Annotated in this window: 16 protein-coding genes; 13 read left to right on the top strand and 3 right to left on the bottom strand. The window is 61.4% G+C overall.

Annotated elements, in window-relative coordinates; genetic code table 11:
• Nucleotides 1-58 precede the first annotated feature (58 nt).
• From RQ479_RS06710 to RQ479_RS06655, 12 genes are all read left to right on the top strand, one after another.
• Entirely contained in the window at nt 59-1,069 is a 1,011-nt protein-coding gene (locus RQ479_RS06710; RefSeq protein WP_023675128.1) for a DNA-directed RNA polymerase subunit alpha, read from the top strand.
• A gap of 39 nt (nt 1,070-1,108) precedes the next feature.
• Nucleotides 1,109-1,540, top strand: coding sequence for a 50S ribosomal protein L17 (gene rplQ, locus RQ479_RS06705; RefSeq protein WP_023675127.1), 432 nt, complete (start codon nt 1,109-1,111; stop codon nt 1,538-1,540).
• Between the two features lie 192 nt (nt 1,541-1,732).
• The gene (locus RQ479_RS06700; protein WP_376704524.1) at nt 1,733-3,220 is read left to right on the top strand and encodes a DegQ family serine endoprotease; all 1,488 of its coding nucleotides are present in this window, start codon (nt 1,733-1,735) and stop codon (nt 3,218-3,220) included.
• 43 nt (nt 3,221-3,263) lie between these two features.
• Nucleotides 3,264-4,574, top strand: a complete 1,311-nt coding sequence (locus tag RQ479_RS06695; RefSeq protein ID WP_376704523.1) for a replication-associated recombination protein A — start codon at nt 3,264-3,266, stop codon at nt 4,572-4,574.
• A gap of 135 nt (nt 4,575-4,709) precedes the next feature.
• The gene (locus RQ479_RS06690; protein WP_376704522.1) at nt 4,710-5,540 is read left to right on the top strand and encodes an aspartyl/asparaginyl beta-hydroxylase domain-containing protein; all 831 of its coding nucleotides are present in this window, start codon (nt 4,710-4,712) and stop codon (nt 5,538-5,540) included.
• 31 nt (nt 5,541-5,571) lie between these two features.
• Complete coding sequence (crcB, locus tag RQ479_RS06685) at nt 5,572-5,958, top strand: fluoride efflux transporter CrcB (protein ID WP_376704521.1); 387 nt, start codon at nt 5,572-5,574, stop codon at nt 5,956-5,958.
• A gap of 113 nt (nt 5,959-6,071) precedes the next feature.
• Nucleotides 6,072-6,443 carry a fluoride efflux transporter CrcB gene (gene crcB, locus RQ479_RS06680; RefSeq protein ID WP_376704520.1) on the top strand — a complete coding sequence of 124 codons (372 nt, stop codon included), beginning with the start codon at nt 6,072-6,074 and terminating at the stop codon, nt 6,441-6,443.
• Entirely contained in the window at nt 6,440-6,778 is a 339-nt protein-coding gene (locus RQ479_RS06675) for a DUF190 domain-containing protein (RefSeq protein ID WP_376704519.1), read from the top strand. The genes crcB (RQ479_RS06680) and RQ479_RS06675 overlap by 4 nt, the downstream gene beginning before the upstream one ends.
• 62 nt (nt 6,779-6,840) lie before the next feature.
• A complete protein-coding gene (locus tag RQ479_RS06670; RefSeq protein WP_352451037.1) occupies nt 6,841-7,821 on the top strand; it encodes an RluA family pseudouridine synthase in 981 nt (326 codons plus the stop codon).
• Between the two features lie 68 nt (nt 7,822-7,889).
• On the top strand, nt 7,890-8,747 hold the full coding sequence (locus RQ479_RS06665) for a DMT family transporter (RefSeq protein ID WP_376705882.1): 858 nt from the start codon (nt 7,890-7,892) through the stop codon (nt 8,745-8,747).
• Nucleotides 8,748-8,749: 2 nt separating this feature from the next.
• Nucleotides 8,750-9,541 carry an ATP12 family chaperone protein gene (locus RQ479_RS06660; RefSeq protein ID WP_376704518.1) on the top strand — a complete coding sequence of 264 codons (792 nt, stop codon included), beginning with the start codon at nt 8,750-8,752 and terminating at the stop codon, nt 9,539-9,541.
• Between the two features lie 194 nt (nt 9,542-9,735).
• On the top strand, nt 9,736-11,625 hold the full coding sequence (locus RQ479_RS06655; RefSeq protein ID WP_352469291.1) for an MFS transporter: 1,890 nt from the start codon (nt 9,736-9,738) through the stop codon (nt 11,623-11,625).
• Between the two features lie 91 nt (nt 11,626-11,716).
• Here the strand turns inward: RQ479_RS06655 and RQ479_RS06650 are convergent, their stop codons facing one another.
• Nucleotides 11,717-11,911: a DUF2735 domain-containing protein gene (locus RQ479_RS06650; RefSeq protein ID WP_352451032.1), complete on the bottom strand. Its 195-nt coding sequence runs from the start codon at nt 11,909-11,911 to the stop codon at nt 11,717-11,719.
• Between the two features lie 319 nt (nt 11,912-12,230).
• Between RQ479_RS06650 and RQ479_RS06645 the strand changes: the two genes are divergently transcribed.
• Nucleotides 12,231-13,271, top strand: a complete 1,041-nt coding sequence (locus tag RQ479_RS06645; protein ID WP_254817165.1) for a glutamine synthetase beta-grasp domain-containing protein — start codon at nt 12,231-12,233, stop codon at nt 13,269-13,271.
• Between the two features lie 116 nt (nt 13,272-13,387).
• Here RQ479_RS06645 and glnA read toward each other — a convergent pair whose 3' ends face one another.
• Complete coding sequence (gene glnA, locus RQ479_RS06640; RefSeq protein WP_352689268.1) at nt 13,388-14,797, bottom strand: type I glutamate--ammonia ligase; 1,410 nt, start codon at nt 14,795-14,797, stop codon at nt 13,388-13,390.
• Nucleotides 14,798-14,851: 54 nt separating this feature from the next.
• On the bottom strand, nt 14,852-15,190 hold the full coding sequence (locus RQ479_RS06635; protein WP_019857988.1) for a P-II family nitrogen regulator: 339 nt from the start codon (nt 15,188-15,190) through the stop codon (nt 14,852-14,854).
• Between the last annotated feature and the right edge of the window lie 167 nt (nt 15,191-15,357).

Genomic DNA, 15,357 nt, shown 5'->3' with positions numbered 1-15,357 from the left:
GGCATTCCAGGTCGCCCGCCACGATTGGATGGTGGCGGGACAACGGAAGGAAAGCACTATGATCCAGAAAAATTGGCAAGAACTGATCAAGCCGAACAAGATCGAGTTCTCGTCGAAGAAGAAGACGCTGACCACGCTGGTCGCCGAGCCGCTCGAGCGCGGCTTCGGCCTCACCCTCGGCAACGCGCTGCGCCGCGTGCTTCTGTCTTCGCTGCGTGGGGCGGCTGTGACCGCCGTGCAGATCGACGGCGTTCTGCATGAATTCTCGTCCATCGCCGGCGTGCGCGAGGACGTGACCGACATCGTCTTGAACATCAAGGAAATCGCCATCCGCATGGAAGGCGACGGCCCCAAGCGCATGGTCGTACGCAAGCAGGGACCGGGCGCGGTTCTCGCCGGCGACATCCAGACGGTCGGCGACGTCGAGATCCTCAATCCCGACCACGTCATCTGCACGCTGGACGAAGGCGCTGAAATCCGCATGGAATTCACCGTCGACACCGGCAAGGGTTACGTGCCGGCCGACCGCAACCGCGCCGAAGACGCGCCGATCGGGCTGATCCCGGTCGACAGCCTGTATTCGCCGGTCAAGAAGGTCTCCTACAAGGTCGAGAACACCCGCGAGGGCCAGGTTCTCGACTATGACAAGCTGACCATGACCATCGAGACCGACGGTTCGATCTCGGGCGAGGACGCGGTGGCGTTCGCCGCTCGCATCCTGCAGGACCAGCTCGGCCTGTTCGTCAATTTCGACGAGCCGCAGAAGGAAGTCGCGGCCGAACAGGTTACCGAGCTTGCCTTCAACCCGGCGCTGCTCAAGAAGGTCGACGAGCTCGAGCTCTCGGTGCGTTCGGCCAACTGCCTGAAGAACGATAACATCGTCTATATCGGCGACCTGATCCAGAAGACCGAAGCCGAGATGCTGCGCACCCCGAACTTCGGCCGCAAGTCGCTGAACGAGATCAAGGAAGTTTTGGCGGCGATGGGCCTGCATCTCGGCATGGAAGTGCCGGACTGGCCGCCGGAAAACATCGAAGACCTCGCCAAGCGTTACGAAGATCAATACTGAGGCTCAGGCCTCTTGAACCCGCAATGAAGGAGAAGAGCCATGCGCCACGGATTTAAAGGCCGCCGGTTCGCCCGCAGCATAAGCCATCGCAAGTCGATGTTTGCCAACCTTGCCGTGTCGCTAATCGAGCACGAGCAGATCCTCACCACGCTGCCGAAGGCGAAGGATCTGCGTCCGATCGTCGAGAAGCTGGTGACGCTCGGCAAGCGCGGCGACCTGCATGCCCGCCGGCAGGTGATTGCCCAGATCGGCAATGAAGGCGTCGTCAAGCGCCTGTTCGATACCATCGCGCCACGTTATGCCACCCGCAACGGCGGCTATCTGCGCATCATGAAGGCGGGCTTCCGCCACGGTGACAATGCCGCAATGGCGGTCATCGAATTCGTCGACCGCGACACCTCGGCCAAGGGCGCCGGCGACCGCGCCCGCATCGAGGCCGAAGGCACCGAAGAGGAAGCCGCAGCTGCATAAGCTTCGGTTGTTCTGAGAAGTTCAAAGGGGCCTGCGGGCCCCTTTTTCTGTTTCCGAAGGCGCCGGGGAGGGCTGGTAGGGGTTTTGTCACCGGTTTTTGCGGCGACTACCCAAAATAATCGGATTTCAGCGGCTTAGCCTTTCATTTTGCACAATCGTCAGGACAATGGCGCCCGACTTGGAGGATTCGGAATGTGCGTTAAACGGCTGTCCCTTGTTCTGATCTGCGCCTTGATGGCGTTGGCCATCGTCCCGGCGGCCAGGCACGCGCTGGCGGAGGAGACCAAGCCAGATCCTGGTCTGTCCGACGTACTGACCGATCTGCTGCATGGCGTCGAAGGCGAAAACGCCACCTCCGGCCCCGACAAGCGCGTGCCGTTCGGCCGCGAGGAGGTACAGCTGTCCTTCGCGCCGCTGGTCAAGCAGACGGCCCCGGCCGTGGTCAATGTCTACGCCTCGCAGACCGCCAAGGTGACGTCGCCCTTCGACGGCGATCCGTTCTTCGAGGAGTTCTTCGGCCGCTCACAGCCGCGCGCGCAGTCTTCGCTCGGTTCGGGAGTGCTGGTCGATCCGACCGGCGTCGTGGTCACCAATTTCCATGTCGTCAAGGACGCCGACCAGGTCAAGGTCGCGACCGCCGACGGGCGCGAATTCGACAGCAAGGTGCTGCTCAAGGACGAGACGCTCGACCTCGCCGTGCTCAAGATTTCTTCTGACAAGCCGTTCCCGGTGATCGCCATCGGCGATTCCGACGCGCTCGAGGTCGGCGACCTGGTGCTGGCGATCGGCAATCCGTTCGGGGTCGGCCAGACCACCACCAGCGGCATCATTTCGGCGGTGGCGCGCAGCCATATCGGCGTCTCCGATTCCAGCTTCTTCATCCAGACCGACGCCGCCATCAACCCCGGCAATTCCGGGGGCGCGCTGGTCAACATGGGAGGGCAGCTGATCGGCATCAACACGGCGATCTATAGCCGTAGCGGCGGCTCGATCGGCATCGGCTTTGCCATCCCTTCGAACATGGTTCGCGCCTTCGCCGATGCGGCTAAGGCCGGGCTCGACTTCTTCGAGCGGCCGTATGCCGGCGCCGAGTTCGAGGCGGTGACGCCGCAGATTGCCGAATCGCTCGGCATTGACAAACCGACCGGTGCGCTGGTTTCTTCGGTCGAAGAGGCGGGACCCGCGGCCAAGGCAGGGCTCAAGCCTGGCGACGTGGTGCTGTCGCTCAACGGCAAGCCGGTCGAGAGCGTCGGGGCGCTGGACTACCGGATGGCGACGCTGTCGATTGGTACGAATGCCAGCTTCGGCGTTCTGAGCAAGGGTCAGCAGGCGACGATGGACATCGCACTGGAACGGCCGCCCGAAGGCGCCAAGGCTGCTGAACTCACATTGCGCGGCCGTAGCCCGTTTTCGGGTGCCAAAGTCGCTGAACTGTCGCCAAGGCTTGCCCAACGGCTCGGTCTGCGCACCGATGTCAAAGGCGTCACCGTGGTCGACATCAACCGCGATTCGCCCGCTGCCGATTTTGGCTTCCAGCCAGGGGACATCGTGCGTGAGGTCAATGGCCTGACGATCGACAAGACGGCGACCCTGGAACAGGTAGCCCAGCAGGATACGCGCTGGTGGCGCTTTACCGTCGAGCGCGGCGGGCAGATACTGCGCCAGGTGTTGCGTTACTGAGCCCGACTGTCAGCATGATCGGGCTCCAGGCAGAAGAAGTTGCATGGCCGATCTGTTCAGTGTCGATGAGCCGGAAAAGACGCCGCCCGGCAGGCCGCTGGCGGACCGTCTGCGCCCGAAGAATCTCGGCGAGGTCGTCGGCCAGGAGCATCTGACCGGACCCGACGGCGCGCTGACGCGGCTGATCGGCTCCGGCTCGCTCGGCTCGATGATCTTCTGGGGCCCGCCCGGCACCGGCAAGACCACGGTCGCACGGCTGCTTGCCGGCGAGACAAGCCTCGCCTTCGAACAGATATCGGCCGTGTTTTCCGGCGTTGCCGACCTGAAGAAAGTGTTCGAGGCAGCGAAGCTGCGCCGCTCCAACGGCCGCCAGACGCTGCTGTTCGTTGACGAGATCCATCGTTTCAACCGTGCCCAGCAGGACAGTTTTCTGCCCGTGATGGAAGACGGCACCGTGGTGCTGGTCGGCGCCACCACCGAGAACCCGTCCTTCGAACTTAACGCCGCGCTGTTGTCGCGCGCGCGTGTGCTGGTCTTTCACTCGCTCGGCGAGGACAGCATCGCCAGGCTGCTGGCGCGGGCCGAGGAGGCAGAGGGCAGGGCGCTGCCGCTCGATGAAGACGCGCGGGCGATGCTCATCCGCATGAGCGACGGCGACGGCCGCGCGGCGCTGACGCTCGCCGAAGAGGTCTGGCGCGCAGCGAAATCAAAGGAGGTGTTCGGCGCCGAAGCCCTCCAGCGCATCGTCCAGCGCCGCGCGCCGATCTACGACAAGGGACAGGACGGCCACTACAATTTGATCTCCGCCTTGCACAAATCGGTGCGCGGCTCCGACCCCGACGCGGCACTCTACTATCTCGCCCGCATGTTCGACGCCGGCGAGGATCCGCTTTATCTCGGGCGCCGGTTGGTGCGCATGGCGATGGAGGATATCGGGCTGGCCGACCCGCAGGCGCTCGTCGTCGCCAACGCCGCCAAGGACGCGTACGACTATCTGGGCTCGCCCGAGGGCGAACTGGCCTTCGCCGAGGCTACCGTCTATCTCGCCACCGCGCCGAAATCCAATGCAGTCTATACCGCATTCAAGGCCGCCACACAGGCGGCCAAGGAATTCGGTTCGCTGCTGCCGCCCAAGCACATTCTCAATGCGCCGACCAAGCTGATGAAACAGGAAGATTACGGCGCCGGCTATCGCTACGATCACGACGAGCCCGACGCTTTTTCCGGCCAGGATTATTTTCCGGAGAAGATGGGAAGGCAGACATTCTACGACCCGCCCGAGCGCGGCTTCGAGCGCGATATCAGGAAGCGGCTGGACTATTGGGCGAAGCTGCGCAGCGAGCGGGAAAAATAGTCGCCGATCGCACACTGGTGTGATCGCCGTTGTCTGGCGGGATAAAAAACCCTATCAAGATGCGCCTTCGGCCGGCGGACAGGCCAGAACGTACCGACGATATTCAGAACGGAATCGCGCCTGGCGCGTGGAAAAATGACAAAAAAATCTCGCAAAACCCTTCGGAAGTTCGCCATAGCCATCCCGCTGCTGGCGCTCGGCTTCTATTTCATTCCCATTCTGACGACGATTTTCATCGTCCTCGGCCTGATCGACGTGTTGCGCAACGACAACAAGAATTGGGCGCTGTTCAGTGGTTATTTCCTGGGCAACGGCATCTTCACCTGGCTGCTTTCGCCCTTCAATCTGCTGGTGGATCTGCTGTGCTATAGAAACCGCGGTGTCTGGAAATTGGACCAGTTTCCTCCGGACTACCAGCGCGAGGTCAACGAGGTCCTGGATGTCTTCAAGGCACGCAAGGACGAGATCATCGCCGACATCGACGCCAATTTCGGCAGCGGCCGGCGCGGCATGTATGTCTATCAGTGGTATGGCAAGCACAAAATAGACAACGTTGCCGACTTCAACAAGGATTTCAAATACATCAAGACCATCGCCGTGTCGGTGTTCAGGGGCAAGGAATCGACCTCCTGGCATTTCGGACCGCTGCGGCTCAGCCTGCGCATTCTCTACAATCTTCTCCCGGTGAAGGCCGAGGTTTTCGTCGAGTGCAACAACGCCAGGAACTACTGGCACGACAATCCGCTCTATATTTTCGACGACACGCTGCTGCACCGCTCGGTCAACGAATATGATGGGCGCCGCTACTGCGTGTTCATGGACATCATCCGGCCATCGCCATTCCCTGGCCTGATCGCCGCTCTTCTCGCCATCGTTTCGGTCAGCGTCGAGCGCATCAATGCCATGTTCTACAAAAACTGGAAGATGATCGCCTCCAGCAAGCCGAAGAAAGCCGGAGCCGCCTGACACCATGGTGTGACCGGCGCGAGGAAGCGCGATGTATCATCTGTTGCTTGTCTGCCTTGGTGGCGCGATCGGTGCAATGGCCCGCTTCTTCCTATCTGGCTTTGTCGCCCGCCGGGTCGGCGAGACCTTTCCCTGGGGCACGATGGTGGTCAACGTCTCGGGAGCGCTTGCAATCGGTGTCGTTGCGCATGCGGTGGCGCGCGACGGCATGCCCGCCATCTGGGCTTTTACCGTTACCGGCGGCCTCGGCTGCTACACCACGGTTTCTTCCTTCAGTCTGCAGACGTTGGCGCTGGCGCGCGAGGGCGAATGGTTGCGCGCCGGCGGAAATGTGCTGCTTTCGGTTTTCCTGAGCCTCGGCGGGGTGACGCTGGGCTTTGCCGCGGGAAGTCTTCTGATTGGCAGCGGGGCGCCGTGAGCGGCCCGCAGAAGCTTCGCTACGACGGGATGGCGAGGCGTGCGGCGCACCTCATTGGCTGGCGCAGAAGGAGCCAGACGGTTCGGCTCTATGCGATCGTGGCCGCAGGCAGCATGATCGGCGGCGTGCTGCGGGCGCTTGCCTCATTGGCGAGCACCGCCTCGTGGGGCACTGGATTTCCCTTCGGCACGCTCCTCGTGAACATCGTCGGCTCATTCCTCATCGGCTTCTACGCGACATTGACGGGACCGGATGGTCGCGTCTTCGCCGGTCCGCTGCAGCGTCAATTCTTCATGGCCGGTTTCTGCGGCGGCCTGACGACCTTCTCCGCTTTCAGCCTTGAAACACTCACCCTCGCGCAAGGCGGGAAGCTTGTGGCGGCGGGACTCAATATCGCGATCTCCGTGGTGGCGTGGCTCGTCGCCGTCTGGCTTGGCCACATCTTTGCAGTGCGCCTCAACCGGCTGAAAGGGTCCAGGCAATGAAGATACCAACACAGGCGCAATTGCTGCGCATATTTATCGGCGAAAACGACAAGGCAGATGGCCGTCCGCTGTATGAGGTCATCGTGCTGAGGGCTCGCGAAATGCAGATCGCCGGCGCGACCGTCCTGCGCGGCGCGATGGGGTTCGGCCATTCCAGCCGGCTTCACACCACGAAGATCCTCAGGCTGTCGGAGGATCTGCCCCTCGTCATCGAGATCGTCGATGACGAGGAAAAATTGGCCGCTTTCCTGCCCGTGCTTGAAACACTCATGACAAGTGGTTTGATTACGCTGGAGAAAGTTCAGGTTCTGCAATATGGAACCGACAACGAATAACCGAGTGAGATTGCGGGTGCCGGCGAATGCCGTTGCATGTTCGCAAAACGGCGATTGGAATCATGGCAGGCGTTGAACAGATCACAGTGGACGCCGGCGAGGCGGGCATGCGGCTCGACCGCTGGTTCAAGAGCCATTTCCCCGGTCTCGGTTTCGGTCATCTGCAGAAGCTGCTGCGTTCCGGCCAGATCCGCGTCGACGGCGGCAGGGTGAAGGCCGATACCCGCGTCGAAGCCGGCCAGACCGTCCGAGTGCCGCCGCTCGAAGTCGACAAGAAAGGCGAAAGCCCGCTCACCGGTCATTCGATCCGCAACCAGGGCGACGCCGACGTTTTGGCCAAGATGCTGATCCATGAGGACCCGAAGGTCTTCGTCTTCAACAAGCCGGCCGGCCTGGCGGTCCAGGGCGGCTCTGGGGTCACCCGCAACGTCGACGACATGCTCGAAGCCTGGCGCAACCAGAAGGGCGAGAAGCCGCGTCTGGTGCACCGGCTCGACCGCGACACATCGGGTGTGCTGGTTGTCGCTCGTACAAGGCTCGCCGCCATGAAGCTCGCCGAAGCGTTCCGGGCGCGTGAGACGAAGAAAACCTACTGGGCGCTGGTCAAGGGTGTGCCGCCGAAGCGCGAGGACAAGATCTCGACCTGGCTGATCAAGGAACCGACGCCCGACGGCGATCGTGTGCGCATCGCCAAGCATGGCGAAAAGGGCGCCGATCACGCCGTGTCCTATTACCGCATCGTCGAGCAGGCGGCGCAGACCCTGTCCTGGCTGGAGATGGAACCCTATACCGGGCGCACCCACCAGCTTCGCGTCCATGCCGCCCATATCGGTTGCCCGATCATCGGCGACCCCAAATATTTCGAAGCCGACACCAATTGGGATTTTCCAGGCGGCATGCAGAACCGCCTGCATCTGCACGCGCGCCGCATCGTCATCCCGCATCCCGACAAGGGTTTTGTCGACGTCACCGCACCGATGCCGCCGCATATGCGCCAGAGCTGGAACCTGCTCGGCTTTGACGAGCAGAGTGCCGAGGACTAGCGCTCGTGGGCGTCGCCACAGAAACCCTCGACCGCCGTGACGCGGTCGATCTGGTGGCAGCCGCCATCATGGTCGGGCTGACCTTTTCCTGGGGCCTCAACTACGTCGCTGCCAAGATCTCGTATGCCGGCTACGACCCTGTTTTCCTGTCCATCGCCCGCTCGGTGATCGGCGGCCTGTGTGTGTTTGGCTGGTGCCGCTGGCGCGGCATTGCGCTGCTCACGTCCGACAAGACCCTCGTCGCCGGCATTCTGGCAGGCGCGCTTTTCGGTCTCGAGTTCCTGTTCCTCTACGTCGGTCTCGAGCATACGACGGTTGTGCGCAACACCTTGCTGGTCAACACCATGCCGTTCTGGATGCTGGTCGGCGGCCATTTCCTGCTGGGCGAAAGCATCACGGCGCGCAAGCTCGTTGGGCTTCTGCTCGCTTTCGCCGGGCTGGTCGCGGTGTTTTCCGACAAACTGAGCGCTAATGGTGGCGCGACGTTGAGCGGCGACCTGCTCAGTCTCGGCGCCGGCATTCTGTGGGCCGTGACCAACATTGTCATCAAGCGGTCGAAACTGGTGGAGGCCAGCGCCGAAAAGCTGCTGCTCTATCAGCTGGCCGGGGCCGCCGTCGTCGGGATTTTGGTGATGCCTTTTGCCGGGCCGCCGGTCCGCAGCTTTGCCGTTCTGCCGACCTTGGCTCTGCTGTTCCAGGCCATCTACGTCGTCGCGTTCACCTATGTGCTGTGGTTCTGGCTGCTGCGGCGCTACCCTGCATCCGGACTGTCGAGCTTCACCTTCCTTTCGCCGGTGTTTGGTGTGCTGTGCGGCGCCGTGTTCTTGAACGAGCCGCTGACCGTTCGTATCTTCCTGGCACTCGCCCTGATCGCCGCCGGACTCATCGTCGTCAACCGGCCGGCCCGAAAACAAAGTCCCGGATGAGCATGCGCGATATATTGAACGACCTCGAAGCTGGAAAACAGCTCTCTGATCCGGACCCGGTGCGTCGCGCCCAGATCCAGATGAAGACGCCGCTGCCGAAGCGCTTCTATAAGACCGTCAGGGTAGCACCGGTCGAAGACGGTTTTGCCGTCCATCTCGATGGCAAGCCCGTCCGCACGCCGGCCAAGGCGCTGCTGGCGCTGCCGACCGAAAAAGCGGCTGCTCTCGTCGCCGAGGAATTCGCCGCACAGGAGGAGACCATCGACCCGGTGACGATGCCGGTGATGCGTCTTGTCAATACGGCAATCGATGGCGTCGCCAGTGATCCCCAGGCGGTGCTGGAGGACATCCTGCGCTTCGCCTCATCCGATCTGCTCTGCTACCGCGCCGATGCGCCCCAAGGGCTGGTCGACCGGCAGAACGAGCATTGGGATCCGGTCATCGACTGGGTGCGCAGCGCGCTCGGCGCCCGGTTCCATCTTGCCGAAGGCGTGATCCATGTCGAACAGCCGTGCGAGAGTATCGCGCTGCTTGGCCAGCATCTTGCCCAACGTGCCGATCCGCTGCGCCTTGCCGCCATCCACGTCATGACGTCGCTGACCGGATCGGCGCTGCTGGCGCTGGCCGTCGATTTCGGCGAGCTCGATGGCGAGGCGGCCTGGGCTGCCGGTCACGTCGACGAGGACTGGCAGGCCGAGCAATGGGGCCATGATGCCGAGGCCGTCGCGCGCCGCGCGGCCCGCAAGCGCGACATGATGGCGGCGGTCAAGCTGCTCGAAGCTCTCAAAAGCTGACTGCACCGTCGTTTCTATTTCGCGCTGCACATTAGACCAAAGTCATAATCCCAAAGGCGGTCTGCCTCTGGGCATTGCTTTCTGTCATTTTTTGCACCGATGGCTGTACTGAGTCTGCGTTGCGAGGAAACGCGGACGATGACGCGCAGCATCGAGGACTGACGGAATCACGAATCACACGGGAGGATACACTCATGGCAATGGCATCGACCGCCGGCAAAACAAGCCGCGGCATGACGCGGGAGGAGAAGAAGGTCATCTTCGCTTCCTCGCTCGGCACCGTTTTTGAATGGTACGATTTTTATCTCTACGGCTCGCTGGCAGTATTCATTGGTTCGACTTTTTTCAGTCCAACCATTCCGGAAGCGACGCGCAATATTTTCGCGCTGCTGGCGTTTGCCGCTGGCTTCCTCGTGCGCCCGTTCGGCGCATTGCTGTTCGGCCGCATCGGCGACCTTGTCGGCCGTAAATACACTTTCCTTGTCACCATGACGATCATGGGCCTGTCGACCTTCCTGGTCGGCTTGCTGCCTGGCTATGCGACTTTGGGCATCGCCGCTCCCGTGATCCTGATCATCTTGCGCATGTTGCAAGGCCTAGCGCTCGGTGGCGAGTATGGCGGTGCCGCCACCTATGTCGCCGAGCATGCACCCGACGATCGCCGCGGCTACTACACGTCGTGGATACAGACGACGGCAACGCTCGGCCTGTTCCTGTCGCTGATCGTCATCCTGATCGTCCAGGGGTCGATGACCAAGGAAACCTACGCCGCCTGGGGCTGGCGCATTCCGTTCATCGTTTCCTTCCTCCTCCTTGGCATTTCGATCTGGATCCGGCTGTCGCTTTCTGAATCGCCGACCTTCCAGCGCATGAAGGACGAAGGCAAAGGCTCCAAGGCGCCGCTGTCAGAAGCCTTCGGTCAGTGGAAGAACGCCAAGATCGCGCTGCTGGCGCTGCTCGGCCTCACAGCCGGTCAGGCCGTAGTTTGGTACAATGGCCAGTTCTACGCGCTGTTCTTCTTGCAGAACGTGCTCAAGGTCGATCCGCAATCGGTCAACATCATGATCGCGATTGCTCTGGCTGTTGGCTCGATCTTCTTCGTCGTGTTCGGCTGGCTCTCCGACAAGATCGGTCGCAAGCCGATCATCATGGCCGGCCTTGCGCTGGCGATCGTCTGCACCTTCCCGTTGTTCAAGGCGCTGACCTGGGCAGCCAATCCGGCGCTCGCCACCGCGCAGCAGAACACCCGTGCGACGGTGACCGCGGCACCGGGAGACTGCAAGTTCCAGTTCAACCCGGTGGGCACGGCGAAGTTCACCACGTCCTGCGATATCGCCACCTCGTTTCTGACCAAGAACTCGGTGCCTTATGATGTAGTGGCCACGGCAGCGCCCGGCACTGCTGCGTCGGTGAAAATCGGCAACGAGACGGTTGAGTCGTATGACGCGACCGCAGCCGGCGATCAAGCCAAAGCCAAGGACGCTGTTTTCGCCAAAGCGGTAAACACGGCGCTTCAGGACGGCGGCTATCCGCTGAAACGGGCAGCGGCGAAGGTCCCGGATCAGAAGCTCGAAGCCTTCATCGGGGCCAATCCCGAACTGAAGCTCGATGCGGCCGCGATCCGCGCCGGCGAGAAGGCCATGGTGCCGACCGACCAGGCGATCAAGGACAAGCTGCTGACTGCCGATGAGGCTGCGGGAGCTCCCGAGGTCACCGTCTACACCGTACCGGGCGGCGGTCCCTTCGCCATGTTCGCCGACCCGGCGGCGGTCAACTGGCCGATGACAATTGGTATTCTGCTCATCCTCGTGATCTTCGTCACGATGGTCTACGGGCCGATCGCTGCGATCCTGGTCGAGATGTTCCCGACCCGCATCCGCTACACCGGCATGTCGCTGCCCTACCATATCGGCAATGGCTGGTTCGGCGGGCTGCTGCCGGCGACGGTGTTCGCGCTCAGCGCCTACAAGGGCGATATCTACTACGGTCTCTGGTACCCAGTGGTGATCGCGGCGATGTCGCTGATCATAGGCATGATCTTCGTAAGGGATACGCTCGGAACGGACCTGCATACTAAGCAATAGCCGAACGTCCGGCCGGTTCAAAGCAAAGCCCGGCGCGAGCGATCGCGCCGGGCTTTGCAATTCATCGGAGGCGACGAGAGATGGGAGGACCCTAGCTCTTCCGATCCTGGTTCGCTTCCTCGATCGCTGCTTCATGATACCAGGCACTTCCGAAATCCGTTCGGTTGCGTAAAGAAGCAAGTTCTGCCGCGAACTTAGCCTTTCCGCTTAAATTTGAGGCAGAAGCGCGCGCTGCCACCGGGAACATCAGGATTTTGGCCGACTGACGAGTGGAAGTGATTTCCATTGTCGGTTTCCTTTCTTCGACAGAACCTTGCCGATTCAACCTTTCCCCAACATAGGTTCAGCAACCGAATTAGGCAACATGATTACGAAAAGATCAGTACTTGCACATTATTTGTGCAACATGTGCTTGTGGATGATCCGAACGCAGCATGACGGCGGACCAGCGATTTTGGGCGGATACAACCTCACTTTTGCCGCATCCGTCGCCGGCGAGAATGGCACACGAATTGCATTTTAGCAGTCCGGCAGGTCGGCTACTGGATAGGCCGGCTCGCCCCGGCGCCATCCAGGGTTCCGTGATCAAGCAACGAGAGGCTAGAATGACGAAATACAAGCTCGAGTACATTTGGCTCGATGGATACACCCCGGTTCCCAACCTCCGCGGAAAGACGCAGGTCAAGGACTACGCCGAGTTTCCGACGCTCGACCAGCTTCCGCTGTGGGGCTTCGACGGTTCTTCGACCATGCAGGCCGAGGGCCACAGCTCCGACTGCGTTTTGAAGCCGGTCGCCGTTTATCCGGATCCCGCCCGCACCAATGGCGCGCTCGTCATGTGCGAGGTCATGATGCCGGACGGCGTGACGCCGCATGCGTCCAACAAGCGCGCCACCATTCTCGACGACGAGGGCGCCTGGTTCGGCTTCGAGCAGGAATATTTCTTCTACAAGGACGGCCGTCCGCTCGGCTTCCCCGAGAGTGGCTATCCGGCGCCGCAAGGCCCGTACTACACCGGCGTCGGCTACAGCAATGTCGGCTCCGTCGCCAGGCAGATCGTCGAGGAGCATCTCGACCTTTGCCTTGCCGCCGGCATCAATCATGAAGGCATCAATGCTGAGGTGGCCAAAGGCCAGTGGGAATTCCAGATCTTTGGCAAGGGCTCCAAGAAGGCCGCCGACCAGATGTGGATGGCGCGCTATTTGTTGCAGCGCCTGACCGAGAAGTACGGCATCGACATCGAATACCACTGCAAGCCGCTCGGCGACACCGATTGGAACGGCTCCGGCATGCATGCCAACTTCTCGACCGCCTATATGCGCGAAGTCGGCGGCAAGGGCTATTTCGAGGCGCTGATGGCAGCCTTCGACAAAAACCTGATGGATCACATCGCCGTCTACGGGCCGGACAACGACAAGCGTTTGACCGGCAAGCACGAGACCGCACCCTGGAACAGGTTCAGCTACGGCATCGCCGACCGCGGCGCTTCGATCCGCGTGCCGCATTCCTTTATCAACAACGGCTACAAGGGCTATCTCGAGGATCGCCGTCCGAACTCTCAGGGCGACCCCTACCAGATCGCCTCGCAGATATTGAAGACGATCGCCTCCGTCCCGACGAGCGCCGAGGTTTCGGCCGCGGCTTGAGCACTTGTCGCGGCGCAGACCTCAGGTCTGCGCCGTGACTTTCTGTCCAATCGCATCACAATAAAAAATCCCGGCGTCTTCGCCGGGGTTTTTTCTGTTGGCTGCAACGATCTGAATCAGACCGAATAATACATGTCGTATTCGACCGGATGCGGGGTCATTTCGAAGCGCATCACCTCGGCCATCTTGAGCTCGATGTAGCTGTCGATCTGGTCGTCGTCGAAGACGCCGCCGGCCTTCAGGAAGCCGCGGTCCTTGTCGAGGCTCTGCAGTGCCTCGCGCAGCGAGCCGCAGACGGTCGGGATCTTCTTCAATTCCTTCGGCGGCAGGTCGTAGAGATCCTTGTCCATCGGCTGGCCGGGGTGGATCTTGTTTTTGATGCCGTCGAGGCCGGCCATCAGCATGGCGGCAAAGGCGAGATAGGGGTTGGCGCCCGGATCGGGGAAGCGGACCTCGACGCGCTTGGATTTCGGCGACGAGCCGAACGGAATGCGGCACGAGGCCGAGCGGTTGCGTGCCGAATAGGCGAGCAGCACCGGCGCTTCATAGCCCGGCACCAGGCGCTTGTAGGAATTGGTCAGCGGGTTGGTGAAGGCGTTGATCGCCTTGGCATGCTTGATGATGCCACCGATGTAGAACAGGCAGCTCTCCGACAGGCCGGCATATTCGTTGCCGGCGAAGGTCGGCTTGCCTTCCTTCCAGATCGACTGGTGGACATGCATGCCCGAGCCGTTGTCGCCGAACACCGGCTTCGGCATGAAAGTGGCCGTCTTGCCATAGGCGTTGGCGACCTGGTGCACGACATATTTGTAGATCAGCATCTTGTCGGCGTTCCGGACCAGCGTGTCGAACTTGATGCCGAGCTCGTGCTGGGCGGCGGCCACTTCGTGGTGGTGCTTTTCGACGCGCACGCCCATTTCGGCGAGCACGGTGAGCATTTCCGAGCGCATGTCCTGCGCCGAATCGATCGGCGGCACCGGGAAATAGCCGCCCTTGATGCGCGGCCGGTGACCGAGATTGCCGGTCTCGTAGTCGGTGTCGTCATTGGACGGCAATTCGGTGGAATCCAGCCTGAAGCCGGTGTTGTAGGGGTCGGCCTTGTACTTGACGTCGTCGAACACGAAGAACTCAGCCTCAGGACCGACGAAGATCTGGTCGCCGATGCCTTCGGCCTTCATGTAGGCCTCGGCTTTTTTAGCGGTGCCGCGCGGGTCGCGGTTGTAGGATTCTCCCGAGATCGGATCGAGAATGTCGCACAGGATGACCATGGTCGACTGGGCGAAGAACGGGTCCATATGCACCGTATCCGCATCGGGCATCAGCACCATGTCGGACTCGTTGATCGCCTTCCAGCCGGCGATCGAGGAACCATCGAACATGACGCCATCGGCAAACATGTCTTCCTCGACCTCGATGACATCCATCGTTACGTGCTGCAGTTTGCCCTTCGGATCGGTGAAGCGCAGATCAACGAACTTCACGTCGTTGTCCTTGATCTGCTTCATGATGTCTTTGGCTGTCGTCATGTCCCTGCTTCCCTATGTGATGACGTTTTGAACGTGGCCTTTTAACGGGAAAACTCAGACGGCGTCCATGCCGGTTTCGCCGGTGCGGATGCGCACCACTTCCTCGATGTTCGAGACGAAGATCTTGCCGTCGCCGATACGGCCGGTCTGGGCCGCCTTGCGGATGGCTTCGATCGCGGCTTCGACCGCATCGTCGCCGAGCACGACTTCGATTTTCACCTTCGGCAGGAAGTCGACGACATATTCGGCGCCGCGATAAAGCTCGGTATGGCCCTTCTGGCGGCCAAACCCTTTGGCCTCGGTAACGGTGATGCCTTGCAGGCCGGCCTCCTGAAGCGCTTCCTTCACTTCGTCTAGCTTGAATGGCTTGATGATCGCTTCGATCTTTTTCATGTAAAAAGTGGCCTCCACTGCCAAAAAAGACGGGTTGTGAGCCCCGCTTGCGCCTCAATCAAGCACGAACTGTGCCAATTGATGGGGTGCCGAGTGGGCCCACATGATTTGGATACCATGCTACGCGGGAATGTACATTCGCGTCATTCACTGCGTCGGATGCGCCA

This window comes from Mesorhizobium sp. ISC25 (assembly GCF_042295465.1).
In the GTDB taxonomy this organism is placed as follows: domain Bacteria; phylum Pseudomonadota; class Alphaproteobacteria; order Rhizobiales; family Rhizobiaceae; genus Mesorhizobium.
This window is presented reverse-complemented; position numbering and strand designations above follow the sequence as displayed.